Below are 16,189 nucleotides of genomic sequence, written 5' to 3' on the forward strand. Positions count from 1 at the left end.
TCGGGAGGCAGTTCCTGGCACCCGATCAGGACGATCGCCGCGAGCCCGGGCGCGGGTGCGCGACCCCGCGGCCCTGCCGATAACCTCGTGCGCGTCAGCAGCGAGTTCACGAAAAGGGAGAACACAGTGGCACGGTCGGTTCTGGTCACCGGGGGCAACCGGGGCATCGGTCTGGCGATCGCCCGGGACCTCGCCGAGCAGGGGCACCGGGTCGCCGTCACGCACCGTGGTTCGGGGGCGCCCGACGGTCTCTTCGGGGTCCAGGCGGACGTCACGGACACCGAGCAGGTCGACGCCGCCTTCAAGCTCGTCGAGGAACACCAGGGGCCGGTCGAGGTACTCGTCTCCAACGCCGGGCTGACCGACGACACGCTGCTGATGCGGATGAGCGACGAGCAGTTCGAACGCGTCGTCGACGCCAACCTCACCGGGGCCTTCCGGGTCGCCAAGCGGGCCTCCCGCGGCATGCTGCGCGGCAAGTGGGGCCGGTTCGTCTTCGTCTCCTCGGTCGTCGCCCTCTCCGGCTCGGCCGGCCAGGCCAACTACGCCGCGTCGAAGGCCGGGCTGGTCGGGTTCGCGCGCTCGCTGGCCCGTGAGCTCGGCTCGCGCAACATCACCTCGAACGTCGTCGCGCCCGGGTTCGTCCACACCGACATGACCGGCGAACTGCCCGAGGCGCGCAAGAAGGAAATCCTCGCGCAGGTGCCTGCCGGCCGGTACGCCGAGCCGTCGGAGATCGCCGCCGCCGTGCGGTACCTGGCCTCCGAGGAAGCCGGCTACGTCAACGGCGCCGTGCTGCCCATCGACGGCGGCCTCGGCCTCGGCCACTGACCGATTCACCCCGACCCGAACAAGACTTGGAGGACCTGTGCCCGGACTGCTCGAAGGCAAGCGCCTGCTGATCACCGGCATCATCACCGACGCGTCGCTCGCCTTCCACGCGGCCAAGATCGCGCAGCAGGAGGGCGCCAAGGTCGTGCTCACCGGCTTCGGCCGCATGTCGCTGGTCGAGCGCATCGCCAAGCGGCTGCCCGAAGAGGCCCCGGTGATCGAGCTGGACGTCACCAACCAGGAACACCTCGACGGCCTCGCCGACAAGGTCCGCGAGCACGTCGACGGCCTCGACGGCGTGCTGCACTCGATCGGCTTCGCCCCGCAGACCTGCCTCGGCGCGCCGTTCATGGACGCGCCGGCCGAGGACGTCAAGACCGCGATCGAAATCTCGACGTACTCGTACATGTCGCTGGCGAAGGCCTGCCTGCCGCTGCTCGGCCGCGGATCCTCGTACGTCGGCATGGACTTCGACGCGCGCGTCGCGTGGCCGGTCTACAACTGGATGGGCGTCGCGAAGGCCGGGCTCGAGTCGGTCAACCGGTACCTGGCCAAGGAGCTGGGGCCGCAGGGCATCCGCGTCAACCTCGTCAGCGCCGGCCCGATGAAGACGATGGCCGCGAAGTCCATCCCGGGCTTCGTCGACCTGGAGGACGGCTGGGGCGAGCGTGCGCCGCTCGGCTGGGACAGCACCGACCCGGACCCGGTGGCGAAGAGCGTCTGCGCGGTCCTGTCGGACTGGCTCCCCGCCACCACCGGCTCGATGATCATGGTCGACGGCGGGGTCCACTTCCTCGGCGTCTGAGTTCTCCGGCGCCGGGCCCTCACACGGCCACCAGCTCACGGTCGTCGCCGCGCTGCACGACGGCGGCGACCGTGAGCGCGGCCAGCGTGGCCACGCCGAGGGCGATCCCGGTCCACGCCACGCTCGGGAAGCCCAGCCCCGCGTCGATCGCGACACCGCCCAGCCACGGCCCGGCGGTGTTGCCGACGTTGAACGCCGACGTCGTGCTGGCCCCGACGAGCGTCGGCGCGTCCCCGGCGGCCTGGAAGGCGCGCAGGTTCAGCGCCGGGTTGGCGCCGAAGGCGGCCACGCCGAACACGAGCACGGCCGCGACGGCCACGAGCGCGTCGGTGGTCAGGGCGAGCACGAGCAACGCGGCCAGCGCGAGCGCGAGGCAGCCGTAGAGCGTCGCGAACGGCCGCCGGTCGGCCAGCCGCCCGCCCGCGCTGATCCCGATCAGCGCGCCGACGCCGAACAGCGCGAGCACCCCCGGCACCCACTCGCCGGGCAGGCCGTCGGTCTCGGTCAGCAACGGCGCCAGGTAGCTGAACGCGGCGAAGATCATGGCCTGGCACAGGGCGATCACCCCGAGGGCGAGCCAGACCCGGCCCCGCCGGTACAACCGCAGCTCACCGCGCAGGCTCAGCGGCCCGCCGGTCGTCTCCGGCACCAGCAGCGCCACGCCCGCGACCGCCACCAGCGTCACCACCGTCACCGCCCAGAACGCCGTCCGCCAGCCCGCGTGCTGGCCGAGGAACGTGCCGGCGGGCACCCCGGCGATGTTGGCCACGGTCAGCCCGCCGACCAGCACCGCCATCCCGCGCCCGCGCCGCTCGGCGGGCACGAGCGCGATCGTCGTCGCCAGCGCGACGGCCCAGAACCCGGCGCAGGCGAGCGCCGCGATCACGCGGGTCGCGAACAGGAGCGCGTACCCCTCGGCCAGCGCGCCGACGACGTGCGCGACGGCGAACACGCCGAGCAGGGCCAGCAGCGTGCGGCGGCGGGGGAGCCGCAGGGTCCCGATCGCCAGCAGCGGCGCGCCGACGACCATGCCGATGGCGAACGCCGAAATCAGCAGCCCGGCGTCGGGGATGCTCACGTGCAGGTCGGCGGCCATGCCGGGGAGCAGGCCGGTGATCATGAACTCGGACGTGCCCAGCGCGAACACGCTGAGCCCGAGGACGAAGACGGCCAGGGGCATGGGTTCTCCTCCGGTTGTGTATCGGTCGGTCCAAAATCATGGCGTGCGCGGCCGCGTTGGTGTGGTCGTCAGCGCGTGATGGCCGAAAGGGCGATGTCGGCGACGGCGTGCATGCTGTCGCGGCTCGAACCCCGGCGTGCCATCACGCGCAGGCCCGAGGTGGTGCTGAGCAGGTACTCCGCCACGGCGGCGGGGTCGAGGCCGTCCCGGAGGCTGCCGTCGAGCACGCCCTCGCGGACGCACTCGGCGAACATGGCGAGGTTCCGGTCGGTGTCGGCCCGCAGGGCGGCGCCGACCTCGTCGTCGGGCAGGCCCAGTTCGGCCAGGGTGTTGACCACCAGGCAGCCGCGGCGGTGCTCCTCGAGGTCGTCGTCGACGGCGCTGTCGAGCACCGCGGCGAGCCGCTCGGCCGCGGTGCCCGGGCCGTCGAGGATCGCCTGCCGCTTGTCCAGCTGGGTGCCGGTGTAGTGCGTCAGCGAGCGCCGGAACAGGGCCCGCTTGCTGGTGAACGTGTTGTAGACGCTGCTGCGGCCGAGTCCCGTTGCCTCGCACAGGTGCTGTGTCGACGTGGCTTCGTAGCCGCGCTCCCAGAAGGCGTGCATCGCCTTCTCGACGGCGGCGGTCTCGTCGAACTCCCGTGGCCTGGCCATGAGGAGACCGTACCATGGTTTTGGACTGGTCGATTCATAACGGGTCCGGGTCAGCGTGCGGACGGCCACAACGGCAAGATGACGGGGTGGGATACGACGCGTTGCTGTGGCTTTCGTTCGGCGGCCCGGAAGGGCCCGACGACGTCATGCCGTTCCTCGAGAACGTCACCAGGGGCCGGGGGGTGCCGCGCGAGCGGCTGCTGGAGGTCGCCGAGCACTACCAGCACTTCGGCGGGGTTTCGCCGATCAACAAGCTGAACCGCGACGCGATGGCCGCGGTCGAGAAGCAGCTCGCGGCGGCCGGCATGGCGCTGCCGGTGCACTTCGGCAACCGCAACTGGCACCCGATGGTCGAGGACACCCTGGCGTCGCTGACCGCGGAGGGCGCGAAGCGCGTCCTGGTGTTCCCCACGAGCGCGTACGGCGGCTATTCGGCGTGCCGCCAGTACGACGAGGACATCGAGCGCGCCCGCGCGGCGGTCGGCCCCGAGGCACCGGAACTGGTGAAGCTCCGCCAGTTCTTCGACCACCCACTGTTCGTCTCGGCGGTCGCCGACGGCGTGCGCGCGGCCCACGCGTCGCTCGGGAACCAGCCGGGCGTCCGCACGGTGTTCACCGCGCATTCGGTGCCGGACAGCGCGGATCGCGCCTCGGGCCCGCCCGCGGAAGGCGGCCACCGCTACTCGCGCCAGATCGCCGAGGCGGCCCGCCTGGTGGCGGCCGAGGCGGGCATCGCGGAGTACGACGTCGTCTGGCAGTCGCGGTCCGGGCCGCCGCAGGTGCCGTGGCTGGAGCCGGACATCGTCGACCACATCGACGCGCTGCACGAGGCGGGCGTGCCGGGCGTGGTCGTGTCGCCGATCGGGTTCGTGTCCGACCACCTCGAGGTGATCTGGGACCTGGACAACGAGGCGGCGGAACGCGCGGCCGAGCACGGAATGGCCTTCGCCCGCGCGGCGACCGCGGGCAGCGACCCGCGGTTCGCCGAACTGGTGGTGGAGCTGATCCGCGAGCACACCCACGGCGTGGAGCCGCGCAAGCTGTCGCCGTTCCCGGCAGCGGGCTGCACGGTCAACGGCGCCCCCTGCGCGATCGGCTGCTGCGAGCCGGCGAAGCGCCCGGCCCGGTAGCAAGCGCCCCAATGTGGCGTTCGGTGCGTCCAACGCACCGAACGCCACATTGGGTGCGTTGGACGCAACCAACGCCACATTGGGGCGTTCGAAACCTTAGCCTTCGCGGGCCGTCTGCTCCGCGAACACGCGCACCGCCTCGTTGACCGCCGCGCAGCGGGCCGTGCGGACCGCGTCCGACAGGGGCCGCAATGCCTGGGCCCGCAACGTCGACGCCGAGGCCGACAGGGCTCCGCCCGGCTCGTCCGACGACGCGATCGCCAGGATCGCCGCGATTTCCTCGGCCCGCTGCAGCACCCGCAGGGCGCGCCCGGGCGTGCCGGCCGGCCAGTCCACGTCCGGCCGGGAACGCAGGTGGGCGGACAGCTCCGCGCGGACGCCCGGGCGGTCCGAGGCCACGTCGAGGGTCTGCAACGCCCCGGCACTGTTGCGGATCGCGTCCGTCAGGCCGTGTTCGGCCTCGCCGAGCGGGACGTACTCCGGGGTCGTCGGCGACGTCAGCGAATAGACCGTCCAGCGCACCAGGCCTTCGGCGATCGGCTCCGGCACCAGGCCGAAGCCGAGGTCGGGGAGCACCAGCGCGTCGCCCGCGCGCAACGCCGCTTCGGTGAACGGGCCGCCGCCGCCCAGGCCGCGGACGTCGCCCGGGACCGGGAGGACCAGGTGGAGGGATTTCGCTCCTTGCGAACGCAGCGCCATCAGCAGCTGCACCGGCGTGGCCGCCCGGTTGAACGCCAGCGGGAGCGCGAACGCGTCGGCCGCGGCGGCGTCGGCGGCCACGACGTCATGCGCCTCACCCCACGCGAGCAGGGCATCGAGGACATCGTCGGACGCCGCGGCCCCGTTGAGCCACGCGCTCGACCAGACGGCGAAAGTCGCACTGGGACGGCACACGACGCCTTATTTTACCGGCTGCGCCGATCGGGCAGCAGCGTGCCCACGCTGGAGCCGCTCCACGTCGACGGGCCGCCGATCCGGCAGTAGCGTCGAACGGGTGAACGCTGTTCCAGACGCTCTTCCCCGCACCGCCGGGGCCCTGCGCGCGGCCGGGTACGAGCCGCGCCCGATCGCCCGCGAGATCCACGACAACCTGCTGACCGCCCTCAAGAACGGCGAAGACGCCTGGCCCGGCATCGTCGGCTTCTCCCGCACCGTGCTGCCGCAGCTGGAGCGCGCGCTGCTGGCCGGCCACGACGTCGTCCTGCTCGGCGAACGCGGCCAGGGCAAGACCCGCCTGCTGCGCACCCTCGCCGGCCTGCTCGACGAGTGGACGCCCGTCATCGAGGGCTCCGAGCTGGGCGAACACCCGCTGCAGCCGATCACGCCCGCGTCGATCCGGCGTGCCGCGGAGCTCGGCGACGGCCTGCCGGTGGCCTGGCGCCACCGCTCCGAGCGCTACACCGAAAAGCTCGCCACGCCGGACACCTCCGTCGGCGACCTGATCGGCGACGTCGACCCGGTGAAGGTGGCCGAGGGCCGCAGCCTGGGCGACCCCGAGACGATCCACTTCGGCCTCGTCCCGCGCGCCCACCGCGGCATCGTCGCCATCAACGAGCTGCCCGACCTCGCCGAGCGCATCCAGGTCGCGCTGCTCAACGTGATGGAGGAGCGCGACATCCAGGTTCGCGGCTACACGCTGCGGCTGCCCCTGGACGTCCTGCTCGTCGCCACCGCGAACCCCGAGGACTACACCAACCGCGGCCGGATCATCACCCCGCTGAAGGACCGCTTCGGCGCCGAGATCCGCACGCACTACCCCCTCGACGTCGAAGCCGAGGTCGCGGTCGTCCGGCAGGAGGCCAACCTCGTCGCCGAAGTCGGCGAGCCGCTGCTGGAAGTCCTCGCCCGGTTCGTCCGGAACCTCCGGGAATCCACGGTGATCGACCAGCGCTCCGGCGTCTCGGCGCGGTTCGCCGTCGCCGCCGCGGAAACCGTGGCGGCCGCCGCCCTGCGGCGCTCGGCGCTCACGGGTGAAGAGCCCGCGGTGGCGCGCCCGGTCGACCTCGACGCCGTGCCGTCGGTGCTGCGCGGCAAGATCGAGTTCGAGCCCGGCGAGGAAGGCCGCGAGATCGAGCACCTCGTGCACCTGCTGCGGATGGCGATCGCGGAGACCGCCCGCGACCGGTTCGCCGGCCTCGACCTGCGGCCGCTGGCCGACGCGGTCGGCGAAGGCCACCTGGTGTCCACCGGCGAGCGCGTGCCGGGCAAGGACGTCCTCGAAGCCCTGCCGGAACTGCCGGTGCTGCACGAGGTCGCCCAGCGTGCCGGGGTCGCCGCCGACGAGCCCGCCGGGCGGATCGCGGCCGCCGTCGAACTCGCCCTCGAAATGCTGTTCCTGTCGCGAAGGCTCGCGAAGGACTCCGACGACGCGACGACCGTCTACGGCCGATGACCGCGGTCCCGCTTCCCGACGGCTACTCCTACGGCCCGTGGCACGACGGGCCGGACCCCCTCGCGCCGCCGGCCGACCTGCGCGACGCGCTCGACGAGATCGGCCAGGACGTCATGGCCGGCGCGTCGCCGCGGGCCGCGCTGGAGGAGATGCTGCGGCGCGGCACGAACCGCACCGCGGGTCTCGACGAGCTGACCCGGCGGCTCTGGCAGCGCCGGTCGCAGATCCAGCGGCGCAACAACCTCGACGGCACCCTGCAGGAAGTCCAGCGCCTCCTCCAGGAAGCCCTCGACGCCGAACGCCGTGAGCTGTTCCCGGACCCGGACGACGACGCCCGGTTCCGGGAGGCCCAGCTCGACGCCCTGCCGCCGGGCACCGCCGCGGCCGTCAACGAGCTCGCGAACTACGACTGGCGGTCCGACCAGGGCCGCGAGAACTACCAGAAGATCCGGGATCTGCTGGGCCAGGAGCTGATGGAGTCCCGGTTCCAGGGCATGAAGCAGGCGCTGCAGAACGCCGGGCCCGAGGACGTCGAGCGGATCAACGAGATGCTCTCCGACCTCAACGACCTGCTCGAAGCGCACGCCCGCGGGGCCGAGGACATCCAGCGGCGCTTCGACGACTTCATGGCCAAGCACGGCGAGTTCTTCCCGGAGAACCCGCGCAACGTCGAGGACCTGATCGACGCGCTGGCCGAGCGGTCGGCGGCCGCGCAGCGGATGCTGAACTCGATGTCGGCCGAGCAGCGCGCCGAACTCGCCGAGCTGACCCAGCAGGCCTTCGGCGACCCGCGCCTGGCGCAGCAACTGTCCCGGTTGGACGGTCAGCTGCGCGCGGCGCGGCCGGGCGAGGACTGGACCGGCTCGGCGCGCTTCCGCGGCAACAACCCGCTGGGCATGGGCGAGGGCGCCCAGGCGATGCAGGACATCGCGGAGCTGGACGCGCTGGCCGAGCAGCTCGGCCAGTCGTACCCCGGCGCGCGGCTGGAGGACATCGATCTGGAGGCCCTCGAGCGCCAGCTCGGCAAGGACGCGGGGGTCGACGCCCGCCGGCTGGCCGAGCTGGAGCGCGAGCTGCGCCGCCAGGGCCTGTTCGAACGCGCGGCCGACGGCTCGCTCCGGTTGTCGCCCAAGGCGTTGCGGCGCCTCGGCGAGACGGTCCTGTCCGACATCGTGAACGCCCTGCGCGGCAAGACCGGCGAACGCGAAACGGAGTCCGCGGGCGCGGCGGGCGAGCCCACCGGTGCGTCGCGGCCGTGGCGGTTCGGGGACATGCAGCCCTGGGACGTGCCGCGGACCATCCGCAACGCGGTGCTGCGCTCGGTGTCGGTGGGGGAGCGGCAGGTGCGCCTCGACGTCGAGGACGTCGAAGTGGTCGAGACCGAGCACCGGACGCGCGCGGCGGTGGCGCTGCTGGTCGACACGTCGTGGTCGATGGTGCAGGAAGGGCGCTGGCTGCCGATGAAGCGCACCGCGCTCGCGCTGCACCAGCTGATCAGCACGCGGTTCCGCAACGACGCCCTGCAGCTGATCACCTTCGGCCGCTACGCGCAGTCGATGGAGCTGCCGGAGCTGGTGGGCCTGGAGGGCGCGTGGGAGCAGGGCACGAACGCCCACCACGGGCTCCTGCTGGCCGGCCGGCACCTGCGGCGGCACCCGGACGCCCAGCCGGTGGTCCTGATGGTCACCGACGGCGAGCCGACGGCCCACCTCGAACCCGACGGCGAGGCGGTCTTCGACTACCCGCCCCAGCCCCGGACGCTGCTCAAGACACTGTCCGAAGTGGACCGCCTGGCCAAGCTGGGCGCGTCGATCTCGGTGTTCCGCCTCGGCGACGACCCGCGGCTGACGTCGTTCGTCGACCTGATCGCCCGCCGCTCGGGTGGCCGGGTGATCGCCCCGGACCTCGACGGCCTTGGCGCGGCGGTGGTGGGGGACTACCTGCGCACCCGCCGGTGACCGCGGGCGGGCGCGGGTGCGCGCCCGCCCGGCAGCACCACTCGATCCCGAGGCGGATTCGTCCGCTCGCGCTCACCGGGCGCCCAGGCGGGGCTCACCGCCGGCGACTACCAGCACGCCGCTGCGCAGGGTGCTGCTCCGTTCCGGCGGCCGGCCGAGCGGGCCGATCGGCGGCGTGAGCCGGCTGGTCACGGCCGGACCGCTGCGCTGCCGACGTGGCTCGCGCGGGCCATCGCGGCCAACGCGCGGGTGAGGCTCGTCCCACCGCTCGGGAAAGCATGACGCAGGAGCCTTTACAGTCGAGGTATGCAGACTTGGTCATCGGTCGACGTGCCCCGCATCCCCGGCACCCCCCGCCCGCTGCGGCTCCACGACACGGCCACCGGGCAGATCCGCCCGACCGCGCCCGGCGCCACCGCCCGGATGTACGTCTGCGGCATCACGCCCTACGACGCGACGCACCTGGGGCACGCCGCGACGTACCTGGCCTTCGACCTGGTGAACCGCATCTGGCGGGACAACGGGCACGACGTCCACTACGTGCAGAACGTCACGGACATCGACGAGCCGCTGCTGGAGCGGGCCGCGCGTGACCAGGACGACTGGGTCGTGCTGGGCATGCGCGAGACGGCGCTGTTCCGCGAGGACATGGTCGCCCTGCGGGTGTTGCCGCCGAAGCAGTTCGTCGGCGCCGTCGAGAGCATCCCGGAGATCGTCGAGGTCATCGCGAAGCTGCTGGCCAACGGCGCCGCCTACCGCGCGGACGACCCGGAGTTCCCCGACGTCTACTTCGACCACGCGGCGACCGGCCGGTTCGGCTACGAGTCGAACTACGACGCCGAGACCATGGCGAAGTTCTTCGCCGAGCGCGGCGGCGACCCCGACCGCGCCGGCAAGCGCCACCCGCTCGACGCGCTGCTGTGGCGCGTGGCCCGCGAAGGCGAGCCGTCGTGGGAGTCCGAGCTCGGGACCGGCCGCCCCGGCTGGCACATCGAGTGCAGCGCGATCGCGGTCAACCGGCTGGGCCTCGGGTTCGACCTGCAGGGCGGCGGCTCGGACCTGATCTTCCCGCACCACGAGCACAGCGCCGCGCATGCCGAGGCCGTCGCCAAGGACGGCCCGTTCGCGCGCCACTACGTGCACGCCGGGATGATCGGCCTCGACGGCGAGAAGATGTCGAAGTCGCGCGGGAACCTCGTGTTCGTCTCGCGGTTGCGGGCCGACCGGGTCGACCCCGGCGCGATCCGGCTCGCGCTGTTCGCCGGCCACTACCGGGCGGACCGGCCGTGGACCGCGCAGCTGCTGGCCGACGCCGAAGCCCGGCTCGCGCGCTGGCGCGAAGCCGTGTCCCTGTCCACCGGCCCGGCCGCGCAGGACACCGTGACCCGGCTGCGTGACCACCTCTCCGACGACCTCGACACGCCGAAGGCCCTCGCCGCGATCGACGCGTGGGCGAACGAGGCCCTGCGCCGCGACGGCACCGACCCGACGGCCCCGGGCCTGATCCGCGACGCCGTCGACGCCCTCCTCGGCGTCGCCCTCTGATCCTCGGCAAGAGGGGCACTTTCACGTAAAAGTGCCCCTCTTGCCGGGTGTATAACGAACTATATGGCGACTGGATGGCCGGCGGCCAGCTCCAGGTGGTCGCCGGACCAGTCGCGGCGCAGCCACCGGTCGTGGGACGCGATGACGACCGCGCCCGGCGCCGTCTCCAGTGCCGCGAACAGTTCTTCCGCCAAAGTCAGCGAAATGTGGTTCGTCGGCTCGTCGAGCAGCAGCACGTCCGGCGGGTCGGCGAGCAGGACCGCCAGCGCCAGCCGCCGCCGCTGGCCGACCGACAGCGCCCCGACCGGCTGCCGCAGGTCCCGGGACGCCAGCAGGCCCAGGCGGCTCAGCGGGGGAGCGTCCTCGCCGAGCGCGTCCCGGTAGACGCGGGCCGCGTTCCGCTCCGGCTCGGCGAACGCGACGTCCTGCTCCAGCAGCCCGACCCGCACGCCGTGTCCGAAGTGGACCGTCCCGGCCGACGGCGCGAGCCGGCCGGCCAGCACCGACAGCAGGGTCGACTTCCCGGCGCCGTTCCCGCCGGTGACGAGCAGCCGGGCCGAGCCGTCGACGTCCAGCCGGGGCAGGCTCAGCCTGCCCGGAACCTCCAGTGACCGCACCGAGATCGCCGGGCCGTCGCCACTGCCGCGGCCGGTGAGCTCCGCCTTGAACCGCAACGGCGACGGCGGCTTGCGCACCTGGTCGCGTTCCAGGTTCTCCAGGCGCTGCTCGGCGTCGCGCACCCGCCGCGAGATCGTCTTCTGGACGCGGGCGCCCTTGAACGCGTGGATGAACTTGTCGTTGTCGCGCGGGCCGCGGCCGTAGGCGACGTTCCGCGCGGTGACCGCCACGGTCTCCCGCAGCTCCTTCAGTTCCTCCTGCTCCTCGGCGTACCGCTGCTCCCAGCGCGCCCGCTCGGCCTTCTTGTGGCCGAGGTAGTCGCTGTAGCTGCCGCCGTAGCGCACCGCGCCGCCGGCCTGGCGGTCGGCCGCGGCCGGGTCGAGGTCGACGATGTCGGTGCAGACGGCGTCGAGGAACACCCGGTCGTGCGAGGACAGCACCACGATCCCGGACAGCTCGGTGAGGTGGTGTTCCAGGAACTCCATCGCCGCGTCGTCGAGGTGGTTGGTCGGCTCGTCGAGCAGCAGCGTTTCCGGCTGCCGGACCAGCAGCGCGGCCAGGCCGAGCCGGGAGCGCTGCCCGCCCGAGAGCGTGCCGAGCCGCCGGTGGAGTTCGAGGCCGCCGAGGCCGAGCCCGTCGCAGACGAGCTTGGCGCGGCGGTCGGCGTCCCAGAGGTCGTGGGCCTGGGCCCACTCCAGGACCCGGCCGTACTCCTCGAGCACACCCGTGTCGTCGGGCCGGTCGGTCATGGCCGCGGTCAGCTCGTCGAGCCGGGCCGCGGCGGCCCGGATCTCGGCGAGGGCGTCGTCGAGGACGTCGGCGAAGGTCGCGTCCATGGCAAACGGCAGTTCCTGCAGCAGGAACCCGACGTCCGGGCCGCGCAGCACCTCGCCGGAGCGGGGTTCCTCGAGCCCGGCGAGCAGGCGCAGCAGGGTGGACTTGCCGGTGCCGTTCTCGCCGACCAGGCCGAGCCGCTGCCCGGCCGACGCGGTCAGTGAGACGCCGTCGAGGACGACGCGGGTGCCGTAGCCGAAGACGAGATCCTTGGCCTGCAACGGAAAAACGGGAGACATGTGCGATCACCGAGCCCTGGGGGAAGAAAGTGCGGAAATCCCGGCCGGGCGTCGTGGCACGCGGGAGCATCGGCTCGACCGGGTGCCGCCTCAAGCGGGATGGGCGCGGTTCAGTTCCTCATAGTGGAGCCAGGTTAACGCAACAGTAGTAGAGTTAGTCAACGGGTTATGACCTGGGTCACATCCGGGAGCTCGGCCGTGGACCGCTCGGCCGCCGCGGTGCCGTCGGTGAGGAACTCCAGCAGGGCGGTCAGCTGACGGCGGTCGAAGCGGGCGAGGCGCTCGCCGACGAAGCGGGCCATCGGCGCGTACAGCTCGGCGAGCTCGGCCATCCGGTCGGGTAGCGGCCGGACGACGAGCCGTCGGCGGTCGGCGGGATCGGGCGCGCGCTCGGCGAGCCGGTGCCGTTCCATCCGGTCGAGCAACCGGGTGAACGCGCCGGTGCTCATCCCCAGGAGCCGGGCGAGTTCGGACGGGGAGTCGCTGACGCCGCCGTGGAGCAGGTGCAGGCAGTGCAGCTCGGTCGGGGTCACGCCCATCCGTTCGGCGACCGCCGCGTGGAAGAGCGCGGTCGACCCCACGAAGCGGGGGAGGGCGAGAGCGGCGGCGGTGGCGAGTTCGCGCTGGTCGGGCAACGTCCATCCCAGTTCGTGACGACGCAGTCACTGCCCAGTGCAGTCACTGCACCGCGAACGATAGCGGATCCGCTTGACAAACCCGCAGGCGGGACCAAGTATGAAAGAAGACTTTCGAAATGGTTCTTTCAGATTGGACGACGATGGCCGGGCTGCCGCCGCGCAAGCGGATCGAAGACGTCGAGCTGCTGCGGGCGCTGGCGCACCCGCTGCGGTCCGCGCTGCTCAACCACCTGACCGCCGTCGGCCCGCGCACCGCCAGCGAGTGCGCCGAGGCGGTCGGCTCGACGGCCTCCAACTGCAGCTGGCACCTGCGCCAGCTCGCGCAGTACGGCCTGGTCGAGCGGGCCGACGCCGAGGACGGCCGCGAACGGCCGTGGCGCGCCCGGCAGGTCGGCCTGGAGATGGGGGAGCTGGCCGAGGACCCGGCGCACCGGGCCGCGCAGCTGGGCGTGGTCGGCGCGACGCTGACCCACGAGCAGGAGCTGACCCAGCGCTACCTGGACTCCCTCGACGACCTCGAGCCGGAGTGGCGGGCCGCGGCCGGGCTGTCGACCTACGCCCTGCGCGTCACCCCGGCGGAGCTGACCCGGCTGGCCGAGGCGATCGACGCGCTGATCCGCCCCTACATCGGCGCCATCCGGACCGACGCCCCCGCCGACGCCCGCTCGGTGCACGTCGGCCTGCGGGCGTTCCCGCGCATCGAACACTCGGGGAAGGCGGAGGGATGAAACAGCTACTGGGGGTGCCCGCGTTCGCGCGGCTGTGGGTGGCCGCGTTCTTCGGCGAGACGGCCGAGTGGATGCTGCAGGTCGCGTTGCCGATCTACGTCTTCCAGCGCACCGGCTCCGCGGCGACGACGGCGTTGAGCATCGTGCTCGGCCTGCTGCCCGCGGTGCTGCTGAGCCCGGTCGCCGGGGTGGTCGCCGACCGGTGGAACCGCCGCGCGGTGCTGTTCGGCGTCTGCCTCGGGCTCGCCGTCGTCGCGCTCCCGCTGCTGGCCGAGCCCGGCGTCACCGTGGTGTACGCGGTGATGGCCGCCCAGGCAGCGTTGGCGTCGGTCTTCGAACCCGCGCGCAACGCATTGGTGCCGGAGCTGGTCGGGGTCGCGGACGTGACGGCGGCGAACGGCCTGATGAGCGTCAACGGCAGCGTCGCCCGGCTGGCCGGCGGCTGGGCCGGGGGCGCCCTGCTCGGCTTCGGCGGGCTCCCCGACGTGATGATCGGCTACCTGGCCGTCCTCGCGGTCGCCGCCGCGCTGCTGGCCAAGCCGTTCCGCCGGGTCGCCGCCCCGGCACCGGCGCCCGTGCGGGAACCGGTGGTGCGGGCCTGGCTCGACGGCCTGCGCGAGCTGACGCACAACCGGCGCCTGCGGCGGACCGGGCTGGCGCTGGTGTTCACCTCGCTGGCGCAGGGCATGTTCCTGGTGCTGTTCGTGGTCTACGTCCTGGACGTCCTCGGCGGCAGCGAAGCCGACGCGGGCCTGCTGCGGGGGGTCCAGGCGATCGGCGGGCTGGCCGCCGGGTTCGCCCTGGCCACGGTGGCGCGGCGGGTCGCGCCGGCCGCGTTGCTCGGCTGGGGGGCACTGGCACTGGGACTGCTGTCGGCGGCGATCTGGAACCTCTCGCTGGTCACGACGGCGCTGGGGTTGTACGTCGGGCTGTTCGCCCTGGCGGGCGCCCCGGGCGTGGTCGTCGGCGCCGGGGTGCTGTCGGAGATCCAGAGCGCGGTCGCACCCGAGCGCGCCGGGCGGGTGCTGAGCACGACGTTCGCCGCCGTCGCCACCTGCACCACCGCCGGCGCGCTGCTGGCGGGCGCGCTCGTCGCGACGACCGGGCCCGCCGTGCTGCTGAACGTCCAGGCCGCCGTCTACGTCCTCGCCGGGGTGCTGATGCTGGTTCCCCGCCGGGGGTGCACCCGGCAGTTGGTGTGGAGGTACCGCGCGGCCCCGTCGGTGAAGTCGTAGAGCGCCACCGTCCGGGTGTCTTCCAGGGGATCGTCCGAGGGCATCAGGAAGTGCGTCGGGCTCACCGGCAGCAGCTCGTAGCGAAGCCTGGCCGGCTTCCCGAGGAACTCCGCGTGCATCGGGTCGAGGTCCAGCGCCAGGGACAGGGACCCGCCCTCGGCGGTCACCTCGTACCGGGTGCCGGGCCGCTCGTACACCCCCTCGTACCGCGCGAGGTCGAGCTTCGGCGCCGGGTCCGGGGCCGGCAGCTGCGGGACGGGACCCAGGATCTCGCCGAACACCCGGCGCGCGAAGCTTTCCCGCGGTCCGCCGTTCGTCAGCACGACGACGGCGGTGTTGCGGTCCGGCAGGATCCGCAGGCGGGCGTTCTGGCCGATCGTGCTGCCGTCGGTGGCGTACACGGTTTCGCCGTGCCAGTCGCAGACGATGAGGCCCAGCGCCCACTCGGGCCCGAACAGGTACGGGTCCGGGACCGGCACCCGTGACCGCATCATCTCCCGGACGCTCGCCGCCGACACGATCCGCCCGCCGTTCGGGGCTTTCCCCGCGTCGAGCAGCACGCGGGCCAGGGTGAGGACGTCCCGGACCGTCGAGGAGATGCCGCCGCCCGGGCCGAACTCCCGGGGCAGGTGGTCCAGTGGCGTGACGACGGGGCCTTCGGCGAGGGACCGGATCAGGTGCCCGGTCGCCGCGCGCGTCTCGTCCACCTGGTCGGGGCGGCTGTTCGTGCTGGTCAGGCCCAGGGGAGTGAAGAGCCGGTCGCGCAGGACGTCGTCCCAGGGCTTGCCGTCGAGGACCTCGGCGATGCGCGCGAGGATCGCGTAGCCGAGTGCCGCGCTGTAGCCGTGGGTGTGGCCCAGCGGGAACACCTGCGGTGCATCGGCGATGTTGCGCACCATGCGCTCGTGGATGTCGTCGCCTGCGCCGGGGTCGCCGAAGGCTTCCTCGATGCCGTTCGTGTGGTTGAGCAGGTGCCGCGCGGTGACCTTCGCGGTCGTCTCGGGATCGGCCACGGTGAACTCGGGCAGGTAGGTGCGGATCGGTGCGTCGAGGTCGGCCTTGCCCTCGTCGACCAGCTGCAGGAAGGCCAGGGCCGTCCACGTCTTGGTCATGGAACCGACCTGGTAGCCGGTGTCCGTGGTCGCCGGTGCGCCGGTTTCGACGTTCTTGACGCCGACGGCGAACTCGGTGATCTCGCCGTCGCGGAGCACGCCGACCGCGGCGCTCGGGATGCCGTACTCGCTCAGCAGCGCCGTCACGCGGTCCTGGATCGTCATCGGGCGAGCCCGACGGCCGTCCCGGCTCGCGATCGCGAGCTTCCACACAGCGCCTGCCGGGAGCCGACCGTGGGCCTTCTCTTTCCTCATGCGGAAAAGCTACGTTGCGTTTAAACGTCATGAAGGGCT

At 72.9% G+C, this 16,189-nt stretch carries 14 protein-coding genes; 8 read left to right on the forward strand and 6 right to left on the reverse strand.

The window, feature by feature from the left end; genetic code table 11:
• Positions 1-126: 126 nt before the first annotated feature.
• A complete protein-coding gene (gene fabG, locus BLW76_RS24695; protein WP_091311402.1) occupies positions 127-831 on the forward strand; it encodes a beta-ketoacyl-ACP reductase in 705 nt (234 codons plus the stop codon).
• 37 nt (positions 832-868) lie between these two features.
• Positions 869-1,636 carry an enoyl-ACP reductase FabI gene (gene fabI, locus BLW76_RS24700; RefSeq protein WP_091311403.1) on the forward strand — a complete coding sequence of 256 codons (768 nt, stop codon included), beginning with the start codon at positions 869-871 and terminating at the stop codon, positions 1,634-1,636.
• 19 nt (positions 1,637-1,655) lie between these two features.
• Here fabI and BLW76_RS24705 read toward each other — a convergent pair whose 3' ends face one another.
• Both BLW76_RS24705 and BLW76_RS24710 read right to left on the reverse strand, forming a co-directional pair.
• On the reverse strand, positions 1,656-2,816 hold the full coding sequence (locus tag BLW76_RS24705; RefSeq protein ID WP_091311404.1) for a Cmx/CmrA family chloramphenicol efflux MFS transporter: 1,161 nt from the start codon (positions 2,814-2,816) through the stop codon (positions 1,656-1,658).
• Positions 2,817-2,884: 68 nt separating this feature from the next.
• The gene (locus BLW76_RS24710; protein WP_091311406.1) at positions 2,885-3,466 is read right to left on the reverse strand and encodes a TetR/AcrR family transcriptional regulator; all 582 of its coding nucleotides are present in this window, start codon (positions 3,464-3,466) and stop codon (positions 2,885-2,887) included.
• Positions 3,467-3,552: 86 nt separating this feature from the next.
• Here BLW76_RS24710 and BLW76_RS24715 point away from each other — a divergent pair, with 86 nt between their 5' ends.
• Positions 3,553-4,596 (forward strand): ferrochelatase, encoded by a 1,044-nt coding sequence (locus tag BLW76_RS24715; RefSeq protein ID WP_091311408.1) that lies wholly within the window; start codon positions 3,553-3,555, stop codon positions 4,594-4,596.
• Positions 4,597-4,692: 96 nt separating this feature from the next.
• On the opposite strand, the gene BLW76_RS24720 is transcribed toward BLW76_RS24715, so the two are convergent.
• Positions 4,693-5,490 (reverse strand): hypothetical protein, encoded by a 798-nt coding sequence (locus BLW76_RS24720; protein ID WP_091311410.1) that lies wholly within the window; start codon positions 5,488-5,490, stop codon positions 4,693-4,695.
• Positions 5,491-5,590: 100 nt separating this feature from the next.
• On the opposite strand from BLW76_RS24720, the gene BLW76_RS24725 reads away from it, so the two are divergent.
• From BLW76_RS24725 to mshC, 3 genes are all read left to right on the forward strand, one after another.
• Positions 5,591-6,988 carry an ATP-binding protein gene (locus tag BLW76_RS24725; protein WP_091311413.1) on the forward strand — a complete coding sequence of 466 codons (1,398 nt, stop codon included), beginning with the start codon at positions 5,591-5,593 and terminating at the stop codon, positions 6,986-6,988.
• Positions 6,985-8,946, forward strand: a complete 1,962-nt coding sequence (locus BLW76_RS24730; protein WP_091311415.1) for a vWA domain-containing protein — start codon at positions 6,985-6,987, stop codon at positions 8,944-8,946. Before BLW76_RS24725 ends, BLW76_RS24730 begins: the two co-directional genes overlap by 4 nt.
• Before the next feature lie 306 nt (positions 8,947-9,252).
• On the forward strand, positions 9,253-10,491 hold the full coding sequence (gene mshC, locus BLW76_RS24735; RefSeq protein WP_091311417.1) for a cysteine--1-D-myo-inosityl 2-amino-2-deoxy-alpha-D-glucopyranoside ligase: 1,239 nt from the start codon (positions 9,253-9,255) through the stop codon (positions 10,489-10,491).
• Between the two features lie 59 nt (positions 10,492-10,550).
• On the opposite strand, the gene BLW76_RS24740 is transcribed toward mshC, so the two are convergent.
• Both BLW76_RS24740 and BLW76_RS24745 read right to left on the reverse strand, forming a co-directional pair.
• Positions 10,551-12,182: an ABC-F family ATP-binding cassette domain-containing protein gene (locus BLW76_RS24740; RefSeq protein WP_091311420.1), complete on the reverse strand. Its 1,632-nt coding sequence runs from the start codon at positions 12,180-12,182 to the stop codon at positions 10,551-10,553.
• Between the two features lie 158 nt (positions 12,183-12,340).
• Positions 12,341-12,817, reverse strand: coding sequence for a MarR family winged helix-turn-helix transcriptional regulator (locus tag BLW76_RS24745; protein ID WP_091311422.1), 477 nt, complete (start codon positions 12,815-12,817; stop codon positions 12,341-12,343).
• Positions 12,818-12,960: 143 nt separating this feature from the next.
• On the opposite strand from BLW76_RS24745, the gene BLW76_RS24750 reads away from it, so the two are divergent.
• Positions 12,961-13,548, forward strand: coding sequence for an ArsR/SmtB family transcription factor (locus BLW76_RS24750; RefSeq protein ID WP_091311423.1), 588 nt, complete (start codon positions 12,961-12,963; stop codon positions 13,546-13,548).
• Positions 13,545-14,783, forward strand: coding sequence for an MFS transporter (locus tag BLW76_RS24755; protein ID WP_091311426.1), 1,239 nt, complete (start codon positions 13,545-13,547; stop codon positions 14,781-14,783). The genes BLW76_RS24750 and BLW76_RS24755 overlap by 4 nt, the downstream gene beginning before the upstream one ends.
• Here the strand turns inward: BLW76_RS24755 and BLW76_RS24760 are convergent.
• Complete coding sequence (locus BLW76_RS24760; RefSeq protein WP_244170294.1) at positions 14,687-16,150, reverse strand: serine hydrolase; 1,464 nt, start codon at positions 16,148-16,150, stop codon at positions 14,687-14,689. The two genes, BLW76_RS24755 and BLW76_RS24760, sit on opposite strands and share 97 nt — an antisense overlap.
• Between the last annotated feature and the right edge of the window lie 39 nt (positions 16,151-16,189).

This window comes from Amycolatopsis tolypomycina (assembly GCF_900105945.1).
Lineage (GTDB): Bacteria > Actinomycetota > Actinomycetes > Mycobacteriales > Pseudonocardiaceae > Amycolatopsis > Amycolatopsis tolypomycina.

Bases quoted from the DNA above. Each gene is read 5' to 3' on its own strand.
- BLW76_RS24750 (WP_091311423.1), top strand. From the start codon at position 12,961: ATGGCCGGGCTGCCGCCGCGCAAGCGGATCGAAGACGTCGAGCTGCTG.
- BLW76_RS24730 (WP_091311415.1), top strand. From the start codon at position 6,985: ATGACCGCGGTCCCGCTTCCCGACGGCTACTCCTACGGCCCGTGGCAC.
- BLW76_RS24755 (WP_091311426.1), top strand. From the start codon at position 13,545: ATGAAACAGCTACTGGGGGTGCCCGCGTTCGCGCGGCTGTGGGTGGCC.
- BLW76_RS24710 (WP_091311406.1), bottom strand. From the start codon at position 3,466: ATGGCCAGGCCACGGGAGTTCGACGAGACCGCCGCCGTCGAGAAGGCG.
- BLW76_RS24760 (WP_244170294.1), bottom strand. From the start codon at position 16,150: ATGAGGAAAGAGAAGGCCCACGGTCGGCTCCCGGCAGGCGCTGTGTGG.
- BLW76_RS24705 (WP_091311404.1), bottom strand. From the start codon at position 2,816: ATGCCCCTGGCCGTCTTCGTCCTCGGGCTCAGCGTGTTCGCGCTGGGC.
- mshC (WP_091311417.1), top strand. From the start codon at position 9,253: ATGCAGACTTGGTCATCGGTCGACGTGCCCCGCATCCCCGGCACCCCC.
- BLW76_RS24740 (WP_091311420.1), bottom strand. From the start codon at position 12,182: ATGTCTCCCGTTTTTCCGTTGCAGGCCAAGGATCTCGTCTTCGGCTAC.